24 protein-coding genes are annotated in these 20,180 nt (G+C 41.4%); 4 read left to right on the plus strand and 20 right to left on the minus strand.

Features of this window, described 5'->3' with window-relative positions; genetic code table 11:
• Positions 1 to 22: 22 nt before the first annotated feature.
• The 7 genes from grpE to gpr form a co-directional block, all read right to left on the minus strand.
• Positions 23 to 580 (minus strand): nucleotide exchange factor GrpE, encoded by a 558-nt coding sequence (grpE, locus tag LCD34_RS02385; RefSeq protein WP_048003101.1) that lies wholly within the window; start codon positions 578 to 580, stop codon positions 23 to 25.
• Positions 581 to 643: 63 nt separating this feature from the next.
• The gene (gene hrcA, locus LCD34_RS02390) at positions 644 to 1,675 is read right to left on the minus strand and encodes a heat-inducible transcriptional repressor HrcA (protein ID WP_008342473.1); all 1,032 of its coding nucleotides are present in this window, start codon (positions 1,673 to 1,675) and stop codon (positions 644 to 646) included.
• 81 nt (positions 1,676 to 1,756) lie between these two features.
• The gene (gene hemW / locus LCD34_RS02395; RefSeq protein WP_224558460.1) at positions 1,757 to 2,896 is read right to left on the minus strand and encodes a radical SAM family heme chaperone HemW; all 1,140 of its coding nucleotides are present in this window, start codon (positions 2,894 to 2,896) and stop codon (positions 1,757 to 1,759) included.
• Positions 2,897 to 3,010: 114 nt separating this feature from the next.
• Complete coding sequence (lepA, locus tag LCD34_RS02400; protein WP_008342476.1) at positions 3,011 to 4,849, minus strand: translation elongation factor 4; 1,839 nt, start codon at positions 4,847 to 4,849, stop codon at positions 3,011 to 3,013.
• A 165-nt stretch (positions 4,850 to 5,014) separates the two neighbouring features.
• A complete protein-coding gene (locus tag LCD34_RS02405; RefSeq protein ID WP_017358024.1) occupies positions 5,015 to 5,347 on the minus strand; it encodes a YqxA family protein in 333 nt (110 codons plus the stop codon).
• Positions 5,348 to 5,360: 13 nt separating this feature from the next.
• Entirely contained in the window at positions 5,361 to 6,569 is a 1,209-nt protein-coding gene (locus LCD34_RS02410; RefSeq protein ID WP_007501337.1) for a stage II sporulation protein P, read from the minus strand.
• Between the two features lie 66 nt (positions 6,570 to 6,635).
• Positions 6,636 to 7,751: a GPR endopeptidase gene (gpr, locus tag LCD34_RS02415; RefSeq protein WP_008342483.1), complete on the minus strand. Its 1,116-nt coding sequence runs from the start codon at positions 7,749 to 7,751 to the stop codon at positions 6,636 to 6,638.
• A gap of 198 nt (positions 7,752 to 7,949) precedes the next feature.
• Between gpr and rpsT the strand changes: the two genes are divergently transcribed.
• On the plus strand, positions 7,950 to 8,216 hold the full coding sequence (gene rpsT / locus LCD34_RS02420) for a 30S ribosomal protein S20 (protein WP_008342485.1): 267 nt from the start codon (positions 7,950 to 7,952) through the stop codon (positions 8,214 to 8,216).
• A gap of 134 nt (positions 8,217 to 8,350) precedes the next feature.
• Here the strand turns inward: rpsT and holA are convergent, their stop codons facing one another.
• Positions 8,351 to 9,370 carry a DNA polymerase III subunit delta gene (holA, locus tag LCD34_RS02425; RefSeq protein WP_224558461.1) on the minus strand — a complete coding sequence of 340 codons (1,020 nt, stop codon included), beginning with the start codon at positions 9,368 to 9,370 and terminating at the stop codon, positions 8,351 to 8,353.
• Between the two features lie 238 nt (positions 9,371 to 9,608).
• Between holA and LCD34_RS02430 the strand changes: the two genes are divergently transcribed.
• Entirely contained in the window at positions 9,609 to 9,743 is a 135-nt protein-coding gene (locus tag LCD34_RS02430; RefSeq protein WP_008342491.1) for a YqzM family protein, read from the plus strand.
• Between the two features lie 39 nt (positions 9,744 to 9,782).
• Here LCD34_RS02430 and LCD34_RS02435 read toward each other — a convergent pair whose 3' ends face one another.
• The 3 genes from LCD34_RS02435 to LCD34_RS02445 form a co-directional block, all read right to left on the minus strand.
• Positions 9,783 to 12,110: a DNA internalization-related competence protein ComEC/Rec2 gene (locus tag LCD34_RS02435; protein WP_318010725.1), complete on the minus strand. Its 2,328-nt coding sequence runs from the start codon at positions 12,108 to 12,110 to the stop codon at positions 9,783 to 9,785.
• Positions 12,103 to 12,672, minus strand: a complete 570-nt coding sequence (locus LCD34_RS02440; RefSeq protein WP_008342495.1) for a ComE operon protein 2 — start codon at positions 12,670 to 12,672, stop codon at positions 12,103 to 12,105. Before LCD34_RS02440 ends, LCD34_RS02435 begins: the two co-directional genes overlap by 8 nt.
• A 65-nt stretch (positions 12,673 to 12,737) precedes the next feature.
• On the minus strand, positions 12,738 to 13,367 hold the full coding sequence (locus LCD34_RS02445; protein WP_224558463.1) for a helix-hairpin-helix domain-containing protein: 630 nt from the start codon (positions 13,365 to 13,367) through the stop codon (positions 12,738 to 12,740).
• Between the two features lie 90 nt (positions 13,368 to 13,457).
• Between LCD34_RS02445 and comER the strand changes: the two genes are divergently transcribed.
• Complete coding sequence (gene comER, locus LCD34_RS02450; protein WP_039964044.1) at positions 13,458 to 14,306, plus strand: late competence protein ComER; 849 nt, start codon at positions 13,458 to 13,460, stop codon at positions 14,304 to 14,306.
• 48 nt (positions 14,307 to 14,354) lie between these two features.
• Here comER and LCD34_RS02455 read toward each other — a convergent pair whose 3' ends face one another.
• From LCD34_RS02455 to LCD34_RS02490, 8 genes are read right to left on the minus strand one after another with little or no spacing between them, the layout of a single operon-like run.
• Positions 14,355 to 15,098, minus strand: a complete 744-nt coding sequence (locus LCD34_RS02455) for a class I SAM-dependent DNA methyltransferase (protein WP_224558464.1) — start codon at positions 15,096 to 15,098, stop codon at positions 14,355 to 14,357.
• Entirely contained in the window at positions 15,095 to 15,451 is a 357-nt protein-coding gene (gene rsfS / locus LCD34_RS02460) for a ribosome silencing factor (RefSeq protein WP_008342502.1), read from the minus strand. Before rsfS ends, LCD34_RS02455 begins: the two co-directional genes overlap by 4 nt.
• A gap of 12 nt (positions 15,452 to 15,463) precedes the next feature.
• Positions 15,464 to 16,027, minus strand: a complete 564-nt coding sequence (yqeK, locus tag LCD34_RS02465; protein WP_017358029.1) for a bis(5'-nucleosyl)-tetraphosphatase (symmetrical) YqeK — start codon at positions 16,025 to 16,027, stop codon at positions 15,464 to 15,466.
• Positions 16,017 to 16,586 (minus strand): nicotinate-nucleotide adenylyltransferase, encoded by a 570-nt coding sequence (locus LCD34_RS02470; protein WP_024718805.1) that lies wholly within the window; start codon positions 16,584 to 16,586, stop codon positions 16,017 to 16,019. Before LCD34_RS02470 ends, yqeK begins: the two co-directional genes overlap by 11 nt.
• A gap of 13 nt (positions 16,587 to 16,599) precedes the next feature.
• Positions 16,600 to 16,890: a ribosome assembly RNA-binding protein YhbY gene (gene yhbY / locus LCD34_RS02475; protein ID WP_008342507.1), complete on the minus strand. Its 291-nt coding sequence runs from the start codon at positions 16,888 to 16,890 to the stop codon at positions 16,600 to 16,602.
• Positions 16,884 to 17,726 carry a shikimate dehydrogenase gene (gene aroE, locus LCD34_RS02480; protein WP_096881642.1) on the minus strand — a complete coding sequence of 281 codons (843 nt, stop codon included), beginning with the start codon at positions 17,724 to 17,726 and terminating at the stop codon, positions 16,884 to 16,886. The genes yhbY and aroE overlap by 7 nt, the downstream gene beginning before the upstream one ends.
• A 21-nt stretch (positions 17,727 to 17,747) precedes the next feature.
• Positions 17,748 to 18,848: a ribosome biogenesis GTPase YqeH gene (gene yqeH / locus LCD34_RS02485; RefSeq protein WP_007501357.1), complete on the minus strand. Its 1,101-nt coding sequence runs from the start codon at positions 18,846 to 18,848 to the stop codon at positions 17,748 to 17,750.
• A 2-nt stretch (positions 18,849 to 18,850) separates the two neighbouring features.
• The gene (locus LCD34_RS02490; protein WP_008356191.1) at positions 18,851 to 19,372 is read right to left on the minus strand and encodes a YqeG family HAD IIIA-type phosphatase; all 522 of its coding nucleotides are present in this window, start codon (positions 19,370 to 19,372) and stop codon (positions 18,851 to 18,853) included.
• Between the two features lie 362 nt (positions 19,373 to 19,734).
• On the opposite strand from LCD34_RS02490, the gene LCD34_RS02495 reads away from it, so the two are divergent.
• Complete coding sequence (locus LCD34_RS02495; RefSeq protein ID WP_003217327.1) at positions 19,735 to 19,875, plus strand: sporulation histidine kinase inhibitor Sda; 141 nt, start codon at positions 19,735 to 19,737, stop codon at positions 19,873 to 19,875.
• 135 nt (positions 19,876 to 20,010) lie between these two features.
• Here LCD34_RS02495 and LCD34_RS02500 read toward each other — a convergent pair whose 3' ends face one another.
• Complete coding sequence (locus tag LCD34_RS02500) at positions 20,011 to 20,160, minus strand: hypothetical protein (protein ID WP_003217499.1); 150 nt, start codon at positions 20,158 to 20,160, stop codon at positions 20,011 to 20,013.
• Positions 20,161 to 20,180: the final 20 nt, after the last annotated feature.

The following is a 20,180-nucleotide window of genomic DNA, read 5'->3' on the forward strand; positions in this document are numbered from 1 at the left end:
TCGATGACCTCCCATTATGTAGTTATTGATTTACTTTTACCATTGATGGACGAATAACTCGGTCTTTGAGTTTATAGCCCTTTTGCAATTCTTCTACAACGATGTTTGAATCGTAGTTTTCATCTTCAACTTGCATGACGGCTTGATGAAGGTTTGGATCGAACTCTTTGCCGACAGCTTCAATTGGTTCAACGCCTTCATTTTTCAACGCTTCTACCAGCTGGCGGTAAACCATTTGCATACCTTCTAACAAACTTTTCGTCTGCTCATTGTCTGGATCGATTCCAAGCGCTCTTTCAAAGTTGTCGAGAGCTGGGAGAAGGTCGCTGACAACATGTTGAGAACGATATTTTTGCACGGTCTCCACTTCAGTTCGAGCACGGCGTTTATAGTTTTCAAAATCTGCTTGAACACGCAGAATTTTGTTTTCTTTTTCATCTAGAAGCTGCTGCAATTCATCAATCTTCTCTTGGAAGGCAGGCTGTTCATCGTGCTTTACTTCCTCAGTTTCTGCTTGAACTGCTTCTTCTTGTGCTTCAACCTCTGCTGCTTGCTCAGGTGTCTGTTTTTCTTCTGACATTGTGTTCACCTCCCTCAAAAGATTCAATTATACGAAGGGGCAGTGCCCCCACCTTTTATCACCCTACTCATCATACAAATTGGAAAGTGCGTTTGACAAGTCTTTTGATACATGATGCAAAAGACTAACAACTCTGCCGTAATCCATACGGGTTGGACCAATGACAGCGATGGAGCCGAGTGATTTTTGATCAATCGCATAAGTTGCTGTGATTAAACTGCAGTTCTCCATTGCTTCCAAATTGTTTTCTGAACCGATTTTAATGGTGATTCCTTGCTGATTTGGATGAAACAGCTGCATGACATCATTCTTTTGTTCAATCAGCATCATGAGTGAACGAATACGGTCAATGTCATGAAACTCTGGCTGGTTCAACATATTAATCTTCCCGCCAAAGAAAAGTTTTGATTCATTTTGTGTTGAAGTGAATGTGTTACCAAGCGCATCTAAAATATGATCATAGTCTTTTAAATGCGTGCGAAGGAGCATCACTACTTCTTTATACATCCTGTCCTTCAGCTGATCCATCGGGACTCCGGCTAAGCGGCTGTTTAAAATATTCATCAGCTTCTCAATATCGGAGACATCAAGATGCTCAGAGAAGGTAATGGTTTTGTTTTCAACATGCCCGCTGTCTGTAATCATAATCGCTACTGCTTTATTAGGCTGGACGGGGACAAGCTGAATTTGCTTCAATCGATTTTCACTTAGCTTTGGACCAAGGACAATCGATGTGTAGTTTGTGAGATCTGATAAAATTTCCGCCGATTTTTGAACTGTTTTTTCCAGCTCAAAAATTTTCTCCTGAAATACTGACTGGATGAGCACAAGCTCTTTAGATGACAGTTTTCGCGGAGAGAGCAAATGATCTACATAATAACGATATCCTTTTTCGGAAGGAATTCTTCCTGATGAAGAATGGGTCTTTTCAATAAAACCGAGTTCCTCCAAATCAGCCATTTCGTTTCTAATCGTCGCAGAGCTGAATGTAATGTCTTCTTTTTTGGAAAGAGTCCTTGATCCAACTGGCTGCGCCGAACGAATAAAGTCATTAATAATGACTTGTAGAATCAAAAGCTGACGATTTGTTAACATCATCATCACCCCTGTTAGCACTCTCTTTCAACGAGTGCTAATTGTATAAACAAAATTACCAAACTCAAATTAAAATGTCAATTATAACTCACCGAGAAACGCTTGAAATACTTCATTTCCTAACAATTTTCCTTTTCTTGTTAAACGAATGCCAATCTCATCCTGTTCAATGAGACCTTTTTCTGCTAATTCTTCAAGAACGGCGGGAAAGAGTGCTTCTGGTGATGCTCCAAATTTCGCTTGAAAGTGAGCACTTTTCACGCCTTCAATTTTACGCAAACCTAAGAACATTTCTTCTTCAATCTGTTCTGCTTTTGTCACCTGATGCGTTTCCTTATATGGAAACCCTGTTTGTTCAATGAGCTCTAAGTAATGCTTCACTGGTCCAGCGTTCACATTACGGACGCCATCTACATATCCGTGCGCTCCTGCGCCAAAACCAAAGTAATCTTCGTTGCTCCAATAGGTGAGGTTATGCTGGCTTTCAAAACCTGGTTTGGCGTAATTGCTAATCTCATATTGTTTGAGTCCGTGCCGCTCCATTTCATCCATGACGAGCTCATACATTTCAGCCTCACGTTCTTGCGGTGGTAAATGCAGTTTCCCTTTTTGCATTAAATTGTAAAAAACCGTCTTCGGCTCGACAATCAGCGAATAAACCGAATAATGTTCTGCACCTAATGAAAAAGCGGTCTCTAGTGAATGCATGACATGATGCTTCTCTTGATGAGGCAAACCAAACATCAGATCAAGACTAATGTTGTCAAACCCAACTGCTCTTGCTCGCTCGAAAGATGTGAGAACATCTTTCTTTTGATGAACCCGTCCGATTTTTTTGAGCAGGTCATCTTCAAATGTTTGAACACCAAAGCTCAGCCGATTAACGCCTGCTGATTTTAAGACATTCAATTTCTCAAGCGATAGTTCGTCTGGGTTTGCTTCTACTGCAAACTCGATTAAGTTTTTGGTAGGTTTTAATACGCGGTGAATACTGTCCATAAGCTGATCTAACTGGCTGGTTGTCAGTGATGTCGGGGTTCCCCCGCCAATAAAGATCGTCTTTAGTTCTTGCTCCCCTTTTCGATCGATCGTGTGCTGCATTTCTTTTTCAAGAGCGGCTAAGTATTCATCGACCGGCTGGGTTTTAATGAAAAATTTATTAAAATCACAATAGTGACAAATGTGCTCACAAAATGGAATGTGAATGTATGCTGCTTTCATTTGTTGACACCTTCTTTACAGGTAAAGAGCCGCAGTTTATCGCTGCGGCCTCTTCGTTTGTTTTCGACTATAAACGTCAAGGCGAGCATTGTAAAGCAGGTTGCCTTGAGGATGTTATTTTTTCGGTGTGCTGTCGTCCATTTTCAGCACGGCCATAAATGCTTCTTGTGGGACTTCTACAGAACCCACTTGCTTCATGCGCTTTTTCCCTTCTTTTTGCTTCTCAAGAAGCTTTCTTTTCCGGGAAATATCTCCACCATAACACTTCGCTAGTACGTTCTTGCGCATTGCTTTAATGGTAGACCGAGCAACAATTTTTTGACCGATCGCTGCCTGAACTGGTACTTCAAAGTGCTGGCGCGGAATCAGTTCTTTCAGCTTTTCTACAATGATCTTTCCGCGTTCATATGCATAATCGCGGTGAACAATAAAGGAAAGTGCATCGATTTTTTCGCCATTGAGCATGATATCCATTTTCACTAGAGTGGATGGGCGATAGCCGATTAGCTCGTAATCAAAGGATGCATACCCTTTTGTATTGGACTTTAATTGATCAAAGAATTCGTATACGATCTCTGCCAGAGGAATTTCGTACACAATGCTCACGCGGTTTGCATCAAGATATTGCATATCAATGAAATTGCCGCGCTTTCCTTGGCAAAGCTCCATCACAGAACCAACATAATCATTTGGCACCATCATTGTTGCCTTCACGTATGGCTCTTCAATTCGCTCAATCTTTTGCGGATCAGGCAAATTGGATGGATTATCTACAACGATTTTTTCTCCGTCTGTCATATACACATCGTAAATAACACTTGGCGCTGTCGTAATGAGGTCGATTTTAAATTCACGTTCAATCCGTTCTTGGATGATTTCCATATGAAGCATGCCAAGGAAGCCACAGCGGAAACCGAAGCCAAGTGCTTGGGATGTCTCTGCCTCATATTGAAGTGAAGAATCATTTAATTCAAGCTTTTCTAACGCTTCACGCAAGTCGTTATATTTCGCTGTGTCAATTGGATAAAGGCCGCAGTACACCATTGGGTTCAGCTTTCTATATCCAGGCAGAGCTTCTTTCGCAGGGTTTACCGCACTTGTGATCGTATCCCCTACTCGTGTATCACCAACGTTTTTAATGGCAGCTGTTAAATAGCCAACATCTCCAACAGTGAGTTCGTCTGTTGGCATTGCTTTCGGTGTAAATACGCCAACTTCAAGCACTTCAAATTCTTTGCCTGTCGCCATCATCTTAATTTTTTGACCCGGTTTTACGGTTCCTTCGACAATTCGTATGTAAGCAATGACGCCACGATACGCATCGTAGAGAGAATCAAAAATGAGGGCTTGAAGTGGTGCTTCTGGATCTCCAGCTGGTGCCGGCACCTTTTCGACGATTTGTTCTAAAATATCCTCGATCCCGATGCCCGCCTTAGCAGAGGTGAGAACAGCTTCAGATGCATCCAACCCGATGACATCTTCAATTTCTTGTCTTACACGTTCAGGCTCTGCACTCGGCAGATCAATTTTGTTAATGATCGGCAGGATTTCTAAGTTGTTATCAAGAGCTAAATAAACGTTCGCAAGTGTCTGTGCTTCAATGCCTTGTGCTGCATCCACCACAAGAATTGCACCTTCACAGGCAGCTAGGCTTCGAGATACCTCATAGGTGAAGTCGACATGCCCTGGTGTATCAATCAGGTGCATAATATATTCTTCTCCATCCTTCGCCTGATATTTCAGCTGGACAGAGTTTAATTTGATCGTAATGCCGCGTTCACGCTCTAAGTCCATGGAATCAAGTAATTGTTCTTTCATTTCTCGTTGCGTAATCGCCGCTGTTTTTTCCAAAATACGGTCAGCCAATGTGGATTTCCCATGGTCAATATGGGCGATAATGGAGAAATTTCGAATTCTTGATTGCCGTTCTAATCGTTTTTCTTTATCTGTCACAATCTATCACTCCTACTATAAAACGCGGGTTGCGCTAGGTTAGATTATATCAATAGGGCTGTAAAGATTCAATCGAAATCAAGAAAAGCCGCTCATCGGTTAGCGGCTTTTGCGAAAAGGTGTGATATCTTATGAAATAACATCCAACATGATGCTTACAACAGTTTATTTACCATTCACCCAATCATAAAGTGTACGGGCTGCATGCGTCATACCATCTGATAATGCTTTTCCGGCCTTAGAGAAGGCATTAAAGCTCTCCATTTCTTCTAGCTGCTTTTGTTTTTCTGCTAAGTCTTTTTGTGTGACAGCTGTTCCGAGGATAGAAGCTTCTTTTTCTTGATCATCATTCGTTTGCACAGTGAAGGCCCCTTTTAATTGCGGATCATGATACCCTTTCATTTGCAGCATGCCATTATTGGCTTGCTGCATTCCTAAAAAGACACCGAATAGCAATACGAGCGATAAAATAATGGTTTTTCCGATAAATGAGCCCATGTCCTCCACCACCTTAAGACCGTTTTTTCTCATCCTTTGCTTTGCCGTCTACCTTTTCTGCGTCCCAGAAAATTTCACTGAACACATCAGCTGCTGCATTGGATGCGTTTTTCAGTTCTTCCATATTATTATCCACACCGCCAAATTCTAATAGGAGGGCTTTGTCAGATAAATCTTGATTATAGATTCCATTATCACCAATTTCTCCTTTGGCAAACACACCGACACTAAGTCCTTTATATTTTTTCTCCATCAAATGGTGGAACTCTGTCGCCAGCTTTAAGTTTTTCTCATAGCTTTGATTTTTCTTCCCTACAACAAAAGCGATTCTCGCATATTTCTTGCCTTTGATTTCTACTGTCGTATCTTTCTTTCTTCTTGAATCCCGGTGAATATCGATTAAGTAATCTAGATCATCATTTTTAGCGAGAGCTTCTTTTACAACCAATCTGGATTCATTATATGATTGAGGATACTTCAACCCTTTTTTCAGCAGTCTTTTTTCAATTTCTGTTTTATCCACTGTGTTGCCGATTCCTTGCTGATCGAGCGCTTTACCAAACATCTCCCCGACAAGGGTGACGTTCACTTTTGAGTGGCGCGCATTGTTTGGGTTTGTTTCTCCTTTTAAAAATGGTAAATATGATTCCGTATTATGTGTGTGATAAATGTATACAGCTTTTCGTTTTCCTGTCGACTGGTCCGGCTCTTTTGCAGGCGTTTTCGGTTCATCTTCATCAAGCTTGTCCAGCTCAGCTAGATTTGCTTCTTTTTCATCTTTGATGACTTCACTTGGAGGCGGCGATTCCATTGGCATATTCGTATAGTCTGTACCTTCACCTGCTAGGATGATTTTTGTATCAAAGTGTTCAAAGCCTGGCAGCTCTCTTCCTAGAAAACTGCGGGGGTCTTCTAAATTGATACTTGTGGCAAGTTTGAGTGACAGCCCGGAGAAATGAAATCCTTTTTGATCTTCAGGGACTGCTGAGGCAAAATATTGATTTTCCATCCCCATTAGAGTTGCAAAGAATGCCCCTGACAGCTCATCTGCCACACCATATAATGACGCTTGAGGCCTAAGCTCAGGTTTTAAAGACGTCAAAGCCCCTGACATGACAAACACAACCACCAGAGAGACAATAAACAAAAAAATACTCTTCACTACTTTTGTTCCATTAATCGCAACGACCAACTGTCGAGGACGGCGAGGTCTTTTTTTCATGATTTACTCCCTCCAGCACGCTTTCTAGTAATTACACTATGAGCGAGCTAGAGAAAGTAGAACTGATTAATGATTATAGGAACCCATGTTGTCTTGAGAGATTTTTTGATGAAGTGCTGTATTTAACCCATTGGCGAGGACGTTCGCCATGTCATCAATGAATGTATCCACTTCCTTCGGTGTGACCATTAGATTTTGTCCAAGCGGTGCAAGCACCTCATGGATCAACTGTCTTTTTTCTTCTTCAGGAAGCGTTCCGACGATTCCTAAAAAGGATTGACGCGTTTCATCATCTGGCAAATCTTCTTCATTCAGCACTTTTTTCTTGCCAAATGTCAGACCCGCTGGTACTAAAGATCGGGAAGGTCTATCATCTTTCAGTTCTCTACCAAAATGCTTTAACACGTAATCAATCGTGTCACTTGCGATCGTCACTGCATCGACCACTGTTGGTACACCAATGGCAATGACTGGAATCCCCAAGGTCTCTTTGCTTAATTCTTTTCGTTTATTTCCGACACCCGATCCTGGATGTATACCTGTATCAGAAATTTGAATTGTCGTATTCACCCGTTCTACTGCACGTGCAGCCAGTGCATCGATGGCGATCACAAAATCTGGTTTAGATCGTTCAATGACACCTTGTATAATGTCACTTGTTTCTATACCAGTCAGCCCCATGACCCCAGGCGATAATGAAGACACTGGGCGATAGCCTTCCTGCACATTCTCAGGCTGTAATTCAAATAAATGGCGTGTCACCAGCAAATTTTCAACTGTGAGCGGCCCTAAAGCATCCGGCGTGACATTCCAGTTTCCGAGTCCTACGACAAGACAGCTCGCATCCGCCTGAATGCCGTGATCTTTTAAAAATTGAGCAAAATGATGGGCAAAAACTTCAACCACTTTTTCTTGCATCTCAGAGTCTTTCTCCCGAATTCCTTGCGCCTCAAGCGTCAAGTATGTCCCTGCCTTTTTTCCGGTCAACTCTTCTCCTTCTGTCGTAATCTCCACAGTGCGGATGCGGATGCCGTGCTCTTCCTTCTCCTTCTCAACAATTCCTTGAATACCGTCCTTTTTGACCACATTCGGATCGTTCTCTTGTTCTAGTATCTCTTTTGTTTCAACGGCCAAATCGGTCCGAATTTGATAAGCGCTTAAATCGAGTTTCTGTTTCTTCATGAAAAGGCTCCTTCCATCAAGTAATTAACAGTAGTCTTTCCATCTCTTTCAAGAAACATTCGAGCGCTTCATCAACGAAAAATACTTTACATTTATATTGCATTCTAAAGGTGTGTTTGATAGAATACAATTTGTTCTATTGTGAAGATTTAACCTTAAGACAATTGTGTTTAGGTTGTATCTTAGGAGGTGAAACACATGCCAAATATTAAATCAGCGATCAAACGTACAAAAACGAATAACGAACGCCGTGCACACAACGCAACAATCAAGTCTGCGATGCGTACTGCGATTAAACAAGTTGAAGTTTCTGTAGCTAACAACGATGCTGAGCAAGCAAAAGCTGCTCTTTCTTCTGCTGCAAAACGCATTGACAAAGCCGTTAAAACTGGTCTTGTACACAAAAACGCAGCTGCGCGTTACAAATCAAGACTTGCGAAACAAGTAAACGGACTTTCTGCATAATGTTTGCAACGCCTCAGTGATGAGGCACCTGTTTAACTGTACGTCCGTCCTGAACGGCTCAGCCATAAGGACAGACTGGCAATTATACATCTAAACAAAAACGACCCTCTTTTGAGAAGGTCGTTTTTTTATGTTCAAGCCCCTAATAACCGAAGCAGGAACAATTCTAATAATAGCTGCTTGTCCTTTTTACCCGTTTTCATTTCATAATCAATCGTGGAGAGCTCTTTGACGATGTACTTTAGCTCTTCTTCTGAAAACAGTCTTGCCTGATCCATCGCGAGTTTGACCCGAAATGGGTGGACTTTCAGGTTTGACGCAATTTGTTTTTGCCCGTATCCCTGCTGAGCAAAGTACTTTGTCTGCAATATCAACCGAAATTGATTTGAAATGAGTGCCAATATTTTAATGGGCTCCTCATTTTGCTTTAGGAGATCATAAAACATTTGCATCGCTTCAGACCGGCGCCTGTTCACAATTTGGTTAATCAGTTCGAAAATATTCTGCTCCAAACTTCGTGCAACGAGCTGATTGACATCCGCCAGCTCAATTTCCTCTCGCTGCCCAATATATGTACTTAGCTTTCGAACCTCTTGAAAAAGTGAGGACAGGCTCCCGCCACATAACATGACAAGCTGTTCTGCCGCTTCAGCCAAGATTGTTTTTCCTTCTGTTTTCACTAATGTAATGGTGAAATCTGTTGTTTCTTTCGGATTTAACTCTTTCGCCTCAACTACAGCCGCTTTCTTTTTTAACAATTTGGTGATTTTCTTACGTTCGTCCAGTTTTTCATATGGTGCTAATAACACGAGAATCGTGTAGGGTGCTGGCTTTTCTAAATAAGCTTCTAACACAGAAAGCTGATGCTCGATCTTTTCTTTTTTCTTTTCTGCAGTGAGGAAATAAGGGTTTTTGATCACAACGAGACGCCGCTCTCCCATAAACGGAAATGTTTCTGCGTCCGTCACAGCCTGCTCAAGCGGCACCTCTTCCATATCGAAGACAGAGTAATTAAAATCCTTTGTTTCTTCGTCGACGACAGCTTGTCTCAATTTTGCAGCTGTCTCTTGAAGTAAATACGTTTCTTTTCCATATAAGCAATAAACGGGATGGATATCCCCTTTTTTTAAATTGTTCCATACTTCAAAGACCATTCGCTTAAATCCCTCTCTTTCACTTCCTCCTCTATCCTAAAGTGTGTAGAGACATTAGTAAAGAGGAAGCTGAAAGTGCCGCCTCCTCATTTATAGTAAACGTCTCACGTAAGCTCCCGGGTCAGCTTACTGTCAGACGATATTCACAAAATGATCATGAAAATGGAAAACGGTTACTTTACCTTCTAGTAATTCCAAATGAGTTCAAGTATACTAAAAATAGCCAGGAGGGATGAAAATGAATGAATTTGAAAAGAATGTTCAAAGCAAGCGGAATGATGTGACCGACTCAGCTGTTGGTTTTATCGTCACATTCGGATTTTTCGCCTCAATGTTTATTTTGGCAACAGTGATACACCTCGTTGGATCTTAACTACATGAATGCAAGATGACTGCCGTTTTGGCAGTTTTTTTATTGATTTTGTAAGATATCATATGGAGGATGAGCGTAAAATGTTCCATCCTCTTCAAGAAATTCATAGGTCACACTTCCATCGATATCTGTACGATACACCTTTGTTTGATGCTCATTTAATTTTTTCAAAACTTCTTGATGAGGATGGTGATACCGATTTCGTTCACCTGCTGAAATCAGTGCATATGACGGGTTCAAATGCTGAAGCCATTCTTCACTTGTTGATCCTTTACTCCCGTGATGCCCAACCTTCAAGACATCCGCTCGTAGCTTGGGGTAAGCTTGAATGATGTCTCGTTCCCCTTCTTGTTCAAGATCCCCAGTCAGCATAAAACGCTTGCCGCCAAGCGTAAAGGTGAGGACCAGTGAATCATTATTTTTACTCGTCACCTGGTCACGTGCGGGATGCAGAACGTCAAATTTTTGTCCTCCAATTCTCAGCTGATCCCCTCTTTCTAACTCATCTATAGGAATCCTTTGATCAGCCGCTTCCTTTAAAAGCTGCGCATCCTCTGGATTTCGAGCAAAGCCTTTTGGGATTGCAAGACGTTTGACTTTATTTCGCTTTATTAACCGCATCGCTTCTCCCATATGATCTTGATCTGCATGGGTAAGGATGAGGACATCAAGTTTTGCTATGCCTTTAGAATGCAGAAATGGAATAAGGGTTTGATCCCCAATTGTAGATACTTTACGTCTTTTTTTCCATGGCTCTTCTTCAAAAGAAAGCCTGCCTCCTGTATCAACTAATATATGCCCGGTTCGATAAGGTAGCTGAATAAACAAACTATCCCCTTGTCCTACATCTAACATCGTGACCTCTCCTTTTTGAAGAAAATTCGGCGTGAAATAGTGTACAGCCAGCACACAAACGAGAATCAAAATCGGCACAAGATAAGATTTGATAGAAGTTTTACATTCCATCACAATGAATAGAAAAACAATGGAGGAAACCTCTAGGAGCACATGCCACCATGTCGATTTCATAAAAATGAGAGTAAGACTATCGTAAGCAGCCATGTGTGCAGACAATTGATGACTAAACTGGATCACCCAATCAAGCAGCTGAAACAGTGTTTGTCCAAGCGGAAGATAAATGATAGATAAAAGAAAAAAGAATAAGGACAGAGGCATGACAACCATTGTATAAAAAGGAACAAACATCATATTTAAAGGAACACTCAGCAAGGAAAATTGTTGAAAATAATATAAAAGAACAGGAAGCGAAGCAAGCTGTGCAATCAAGGAAATGAGAAATAACTGCATCACCGAACTTTTTGCTTTTGATAAAATACTAGTGGATAGCAAAATAAATAAGGTCACCACAAATGACAGCTGAAAACCGACATCAAATATATAAAGTGGTTGAATAGCTAATAAAAGCAAGAACGCTGCACTTAACACGACCGCAGAAGGCTGTTTCATTTCTTTTGGCAGGCTTGTGATGACTAAATAAATTCCAGCCATGAGACAGGCTCTTAACACAGACGGTGCAGCACCTGTTAAACAAGCATAAACCGGCAAAAAGGATAATAAAAAAATACGCGCTGTCTCTCTTGTCACGCCAGCACGGAGTAGACACCAAAATAAACAAGCGAGCAATGTTTGAACATGAAGTCCTGAAATGGCTAATAAATGAATGATGCCAAGCATTTGATAATCTCTTAATGTATCAGGGTCTATTAAATCACGATCGCCAAAAATAAGTGCCTGCACAATCCCAACAGAATTCTTCGGAACGTGATCTTCTAGAAATTTCAACCCCTTCTGCCTAATAGATGAAAGGTCATGTGAAGGGCTGTCATGTTTCGTGCAGCTTTTCATAGACTGCGTTAAGAAAATAGCATCAATGCCTTTTGTTTTTAGAAATTGATCATATTGAAAGCCATTCGGTATGGTTGCTTGTTTAGGCAACCGCATCTCACCTGTCATATGACAGCTCATACCTGGCCCAACATCTTTTAGCGCTTCTTTTTCACGCTCCGTTTGAATCGTATAAAATGCCGCTAGTCGACGATTCTCTGATGAAACAGTCGCTGAAAAGCGATTGCCATCTATTTTCGGGATCGTTTCAATCACAACCGAATGAGAAAATGCTTTTTCTTGCATGGGATGATCCGTTTCAAAAAACTGATGCACCATAAAAATGAGCATATAGATCGTTCCACACAAACTGACCATTAAAAAGAGCTGGGTTGTTTTTTTCAGCAGACTGAAAAGAAGAAATACTAGAAGAAAAAGGAGAAAATACAAATGAAGATGATATGCGGCCAGAGCAATTCCAGCAGCTGCTGAAATCGCCCCGAACGGCAAATACTTAAACATAGGAAGTAAATAATTGATTCGCCTTTTCATGCATTTGACGAATTTCTGTTTCGCTACGTCCTGATTCACTTAGTTTGCCTATTAAATCCGCAACAAAGGCTAATTTTTCTTGGTTTTTTAAGTCAATAATCATCTCATCTAGTTCTACCTGTTCTGTTTGAACTCCGGCCTGTTCAAATAAATCAACAGCATATGGATGATTTTTATAATCCTTCGCATAATACACTGTTCGAATACCTGCTTGAATAATCGCTTTACAGCACTGCAAGCAAGGAAAATGCGTCACATATATTTCAGCATCAGCCGTTGGTGCACCAAATTTGGCACATTGTAAAATAGCGTTCATCTCCGCATGGATTGTACGAACGCAGTGATGATCTATGACATAACATCCTACATCTGCACAATGTACGTCGCCGGCAATGGATCCATTATATCCACCTGCGATAATGCGCTTGTCTCTTACGATCGTTGCCCCAACAGCTAGCCGCTCACAGGTGCTTCGCAAAGCAAGCAAATGGCTTTGAGCCATAAAATATTGATTCCATGAAATTCTCTCCACGAGCTGATCCCTCCAAAATGATGTATGGTATTAAGTGTACATGCCTTTCTTCTATACCGTCAATTCTACTTAACCGTCAGTTGATTTTTCAGCCGTTCAATGGTCTTCTCTCCAAAACCCGAAATATTCCGCAAATCTTCAATTTGCTGAAATTCTCCATGTTCTTCTCTATACGCAATGATGGCTTCCGCTTTGGCTGGGCCTATTCCGTTAATGGTCTGCAATTCCGCTGCATCAGCTTGATTGACATTCACCCCTTGACTCTGTTCATTTCCCGGCGGCGTATTAGCCGCTGCTGTTTGTCCCTGCTTGTCACCTTCCCCCTTCTTTCGTACATAAATCATAATACTATCCTCTAATTTTGCTGCTTGATTGATGTCAACTATATCTGCCTTGCTCGTAAAACCACCTGCTCTTTTAATGGCTTCTTCAACTCTGTCCTCAGCCATAAATGCATAAACGCCCGGCTTCCGTACAGCTCCTTTGACCTCTACTACGATGGATGTTGGCTCTTTTTCTGCACTCTCTTGTTTTTCTTCTAATGTGACTTGCGTTTCATGTTGTTCTTTCAATACACCTAGCTCGGCGCTGCCTTTCTCTTTTCCTGCTAAAAAGAAGAAACAGATGATGACGAGGATAATGATTCCCGCTATCAGATAAAGACTGTATTTTTTCAACGAAATGAGCTGCTTCACTTGTTCACGCTTCTTTCAATCATATTTTCACGCTGCTTCACATACTGTTTAGAAGATAACAGATCCTATGCGTCTAAGGAGGGAGAACGTTTGAATATAGGGTTAATCGGTACAGGAAACATGGGTACCATACTTACTGAGGCATTTATTGAATCAAAAGCAGTCAATCCCTCATCCATCACCATTACAAATCGGACCATCGAAAAAGCGTTCAATATAAAAAAGAATCACCCAGAGGTCGAAGTGACGAAACAGCTTTCAGGAGCTGTAACAGATAAAGATTTCATCTTTGTTTGTGTCAAACCACTTGATATTTATCCGCTTTTAAAAGAACTGAGCCCACTTTTAAAAGAACAGCAAACCATTGTCATCATTACAAGTCCGGTTCATCCTGAACAGCTTCAAGACATTGTTCCTTGTCAAACAGCCAGACTGATCCCAAGCATCACCAACCGCGCGTTATCAGGCGCCTCTCTTTTAACATTTGGTTCATCATGCAATGTCACGACAAAAGCAGCGCTCAGACAACTCGCTTGCCGCATTTCAACACCAATAGAAATTCATCATTCAATCACACGGGCAGCCTCAGATATTGTCAGCTGCGGTCCTGCCTTTATTAGCTTTCTTGTTCAGAAAATGATTGAAGCAGCTGTTGAAGAAACGGATATTTCAAAAGAAGAAGCCACCACCTTATCAGAAGATATGCTTGTAGGACTTGGCCGTTTGATTGAAAAAAGGGTGTATACCCTGCCTACACTGCAAGAGAAGGTGTGTGTAAAAGGCGGCGTCACCGGCGAGGGTATTAAAGCACTTGAAGCAGGTGTTCAAGATATGTTCCATCAGCTTTTCCAGAACACTCATGACAAGTTCGATGAGGATGTAGAAGCGGTTGCGCATCAATACCCGCCGAGTGTGTTTACTGATGATCTCAGAAATTAAACATGTTCGCAACAAGCGAAAAAAGGGTTTTAAAAAACCATCGTTCCATTAAACGATGGTTTTTGGTTTCTTCGCTGAAATAAAATATCTTTCTGCACATTCTTGAGGTGCTTCATTTGTAAAATCAGCGGTCACTTCAATCTGTTCAAAGCCAGCGGACTCAAGGAACGCTGCATATGTCTCAAAAGGAAATGTACGCTGTTCGTGCGTTTCATCATAACGCTCATACACGTCTCCGTCTTTTACAAAAAAGCTTAAATCATGAATGACCGAATATGGATGATCTCCTTGATCACTCTGCCAAATATAGCTGATCTCTTCATCTTGATCGGCATAAGTAGAGCCAGGAAATACCTCTTCCATTTTATAAGGGGTATGAACATCAAACAATAAAACCCCACCTGTCTCTAAAAGCTGAAACATGTTTTTAAAGGTTTTTTTGACGTCATTTTCGTTTTTTAGATAATTCAAAGAATCACAGCAAATAACCGCTGCTTGAAAAGTTTGTTCAAACCCCTCAAGCTCTCTCATATCTTGATGTAAAAATTGAATAGACTGCTTATGAGCCTGTGCTTTTTGCTGCGCAAATGCCAGCATCTCTTCACTTAGGTCAATTCCTGTGACCATGTGACCTTTTGCAGCTAACCGAAGAGAGATCTCTCCAGTTCCACAACCTACATCGATAATCGCACTATTCGGCTTGATATACCGCAGTATCCACTGAACCCATTCATCATAAGGGGCATGTGTCATGAGCTCATCATACACACCTGCAAACCCTTGATAAATCATGAGTTAATGCCAAGTGAAAGCGTTTCTCTCGGCGCATCTCCCCAAAGCTTCTCTAAGTTATAGTATCCTCTTTCCTCTTTGTGGAACACATGAGCAATGACATCTCCTAAATCAATCAAGACCCATCTTGCTTCGTCAAAGCCTTCCATCTTTTTAACTTCGATGCCGCCTTCTTCTGCAAGGTGTTTCACTTCTCTTGCAATGGCCTGTACTTGTTTGTCAGAATTCCCGTGACAAATGAGAAAATAATCTGCAACAAGTGAGATCCCTTGCATATTCAGGGCAATAATGTCCTCTGCCCGTTTATCATCGCACGCACCTGCTGCGATGTTTAAAATTGATGATGCATCCATCAAAATTCCTCCTTAGTTGTTCTTTTGCACAAGTGAGTTATAAGTAGCAAGTGTATCTGGGAAAACTGGCTGATTCTTTTTCATTAAAAAGCTGACGGTATTTTTTAAAGATTGAATCAAGGCAAGGTCCAAATCCTGCTCTGCTAACTCTCTTACTTCCTCCACACCAGGAAAATGGCGTCCTGGCTCTATATAGTCAGCGACATAAATGACTTTTTCAAGCAATGTCATATTCGGTCTGCCGGATGTATGGAATTCAATGGCTGTTAAAATATCTTGGTCGTCAATTCCAACTTCTTTTTTGACCAAATAGGCACCGACTGGGGCATGCCAAAGCTCAGGTGAATATTTAAGCAATAGAGGGTTCATCTGTTCTTGCTGGATGATGCCCTTCATTTCTTCTTTCGGTCTAAATTTAGCATAATCGTGGAAAATAGCTGCGACCTCTGCTTTTTTCACATCTGCACCAAAACGTTCAGCTAATGAAATGGCCGTCTCCATGACCCCAATTGTATGTGTATATCTATGCTCTGTTAACTGCTGTTTGACACAGTTTAAAGCTTCTTCACGATTCATATAAATGATGCTCCTTTATATAACACTCAACCGCTTTCGGAATCAAATAATCAACAGGTTGCCCCTGCTTCATTCGCTGCCTAATCAATGTCGATGATACATCAAAAGCCGGAACATCTGCAAACAAAAGAGGATACGCCGTACTCCCTTCATAACCTGGTCTTTTCATCCCAATAAAGGTGATCATCTGAAGCAAATCATCGATTCTGTGCCATTTCGGCAAATACTCGACCATGTCCGCTCCAATCATAAAAAAGAACTCATCTTCAGGATGGCGCTTCTTTAACAGCTCAACCGTATCTACTGTATAAGATGGGCCCTCCCGCTCCATTTCAATAAGCTCAACTCGAAAATGAGGATTTGTCTGAATCGCTTTTTCCACCATTTTTACGCGGTGATGACTCTCTGCTCGTTTTCGGCCCGTTTTATGAGGGGGCTGGTGATTTGGGATAAACCAAATTTCATCAAGCCCTACTTGGAAACGCACCTCACTTGCCATCAGCAAATGCCCATTATGCGGGGGATCAAACGTACCACCGAACAATCCTATTTTTTTCATATCATATCCACCTCTACGGCAGCTTAATTTGTTTATTTTCCTTTGATTCCTTATAAAGGACAATCACATTTCCGATCGTTTGAACGAGTTCAGCTTTTGCACCTTTTACAAGTGCTTTTGCAACCTCTGTTTTGTCCTCGTCGCAGTTTTGCAATACGCTGACTTTCAAAAGTTCTCTTGCTTCAAGCGCCTCGGAAATTTGCTTGACCATATTGTCATTTACCCCGCCTTTTCCAACTTGAAAAATAGGTGATAAATGATGTGCTTGCGCACGTAAAAAACGTTTTTGCTTACCTTTTAACATGGTGTTCCTCCTAATTTCTCTATGACAATTGACTTCATTTTTCGGGCGTCAGGTGTAATGCCCGTCCACAGTTCAAAGGCTCTTACCGCCTGACCAACAAACATGCCGACGCCATCGACTGTTTTCAAACCTAACCCGGCTGCTTCGCTTAGCAGCTTTGTTTCTATTGGATTATACACAATATCACAAACGACCGCTGTTTTTTTTGCGTTCGCTAAAGAAATGGGGGTTTCTTCAACATTCGGATACATACCAATCGAGGTCGTATGGATGATGACATCATATTCCCCAAGCCGCTCTTCTGCTGTATTTAATGCTATCGCACGAGATGTAATTTTCCCATCGGCACTTTCAATTAAAGCCTCAGCTTTTTCAATGGTGCGGTTGGCGATATCAAATTGTTTCGGTGCATACTCAGCAATTGTCGTGTAAATCGCTCTTGCTGCTCCACCAGCACCAAGCAGGAGAAATGACAGCTCTGATAACGGCTGATCCAACGCTTCAAGCAATGAATGAAGAAAACCCTCTCCATCTGTATTGTACCCAACGAGTTGACCATTTTCGAGGCGAACCGTATTGACGGCACGCAGACGTTCAGCTGTCACATCAATTTTGTCAAGGTACTGCATGATGTCTACCTTGTGCGGAACAGTGACGTTAAAGCCGCTGATTCCTAAGGCTTTCATACCGCTAATGGCATCTTTCAGGTCGTTTTCTTCTACTTGAAAGCCATGATAATGTCCATCAATTCCAGCATCCTTTAATGCTGCATTATGAATATCTGGAGACATTGAATGGCCAACAGGGTTACCGATTACTCCGTATAAAGGTTTCAAGGTCTCTCCCCCTCTGAACATTTAAATTAACGAACGTCTCATAAACACGTGCACGCCTTTTGGCGCATACACTTTGATTTGTTTCCCAGCATCATTCGCCGTCACCCAGCCTAATCCTGAAAAAACAATGTCCATTTTTGGCTGATCGATGGTGAAAGTGTGCGGAACGAGCGGCGGGAAATCTTCCATTCCCTCTTTTGATGGCGGTGAAAGCAGTTCACCTGCATGCTTTTCATATAAGTCATCTGCATTCTCCATCTTTGTCCTGTGAATGTTGAGTTCATTTGGCATGTAGCAAACAAAGGATGTTCTGCCGCCTTTTACATAATCAAATCGAGCCAGTCCGCCAAAGTAAAGCGTTTGAGCTTCATTTAACTGGAACGTTCTCGGTTTCAATTCTTTTTTCGGCGTTAAAATCTTTAAGTCATTTTTGCCGACATAGTGCGCCATTTGATGGCGGTTGATGATCCCCGGTGTATCGAATAAAGCAGACCCGTCATCAAGCGGGATTTCAATCGCATCAAGTGTTGTCCCTGGGTATTGGGATGTGGTGATCACATTCTCTTCTCCAGACACCTCTTTGATAATGCGGTTAATAAATGTTGATTTCCCAACATTTGTACAGCCGACAACATAGACATTTCTGCCCTCACGGTAATGATCAATGGCCTCCATGACCTCAGGCACACCTTGTCCTCTGCTCGCACTGATTAAAAACACATCAATCGGATTGAGCCCATTTTCTTTTGCTTCCCGCTTCATCCATTGAACAAGACGGTCTTTTTTCACGGATTTCGGTAAAATATCTACCTTGTTGCCGACAAGTAAAATGGGATTACCACCAACAATACGGCTCAGTCCATTAATCCAGCTTCCGTTAAAATCAAAAATATCAACGACCTTGACGATCAGAGAATCAGTCTCGCCAATGCTGTGTAAAATATTTAAAAAGTCGTCTTCTGTTAAAGATACATCCTGAATTTCATTGTAGTTCTTTAACCTAAAACAGCGCTGACAGATCACATCTTCTTTCAATAGAGATGCTGCCGGCGCATATCCTAATTGATCTTTATCTTCCGTCTGAATGGCTACACCGCAGCCAATACAAACAACCTTTTCCATTATTACTCTTCCTCCCACTGAATGTGGCCCTTACGCTTTAAGGCTCCTAAAATTCTGCGTTCAATCTGCCTGTTAAACTTCGTGAAAAATCCGTCCGATGCCGCAACAGGTACAACCAAAATGGTATGGAAGCCATGCCTGTTTCCGCCAAGCACATCTGTCATAAGCTGATCGCCAATGACAACCACATCTTCTTTCTTCAATTGCATATCAGCGACGGCCTTATTAAAGGCTCTTCCCATCGGTTTTCTCGCTTTATAAATAAACGGGATATGAACCGGCTCAGAAAAAAGCTTGACCCTTTTTTCATTATTGTTCGATACAATCGTCACCTGTATCCCGTGATCTTTCATCTCTTGAAACCATTCAATTAAACGTGGGGTCGCACTTGGACGATCCCATTCTACTAGTGTGTTATCTAAATCCGTAATAATTCCTTTTACATTTCGTTCTTTTAGTTTTTGCGGCGAAATGTGGAAAATACTTTTCACAAATTCATCCGGTAAGAAATACTTCTTTAGCACAATTTGCACCCTTTCTTCCATTGGTTTTTCAGCGATTGTGTCGAATCAAATCACAATTTGTCTGTCTATCGAATACAATGAAAAAGTTTTCGACATATGATGAGGACCTTCAACAGGTGTGGATAATTTTACACACATTATCCACCTATATTTCATCACGCTTTCATTCAATTATAAACACTCTACCCACAAGTTATCCACTTAACCATGTGGATAACAGAACGATTGTTCTTGTTTCCCATTCATGGTAGATTAAAGGTACTTCAAAGACATTCGATCAACCTATGATGATATGTCTTTTCCTCAAGTTTTATGCCAACTTTTTCAGGGGAGGTGTTTTTCCCATCATATGGGTTTCTAGTATGAAAAAGCTGTCAGATGATTTACTTATAGAATCGTATTATAAAGCAAATGAAATGAACTTAAATCGCGACTTCATTGAATTAATTGAGACAGAAATGAAAAGACGTTCGCTCGGGCATATGCTCTCTGTTTCCTCTTAATTCCATATATCCAGGAACCATGCCTCCCGAGCACTCTCCTTTTTAAACTCAGGTGACTGATATTATATCACTTGCGCTATAGGCTTACTACTATTTTCCGTAAAAAACACCCCTTCTGATCAAAGAAGAGGTGTCTTATTTGCAAGGCTGTTCATTCCAAAACCATAACCCTCCACCTACGACCAAAATGACGACAAGGAACACAACAAGAAAAGCGTAACCGATTCCTGCTCCTTGAGCTGGATAAGGCGAACACGCAGGGTAAGGATAAGGACATCCCCACATATCAGTTACCTCCTTCTAAG

Origin of the sequence: Bacillus sp. RAR_M1_44, assembly GCF_020165935.1 — a bacterium.
Taxonomy (GTDB): Bacteria; Bacillota; Bacilli; order Bacillales; family Bacillaceae; genus Bacillus; species Bacillus altitudinis.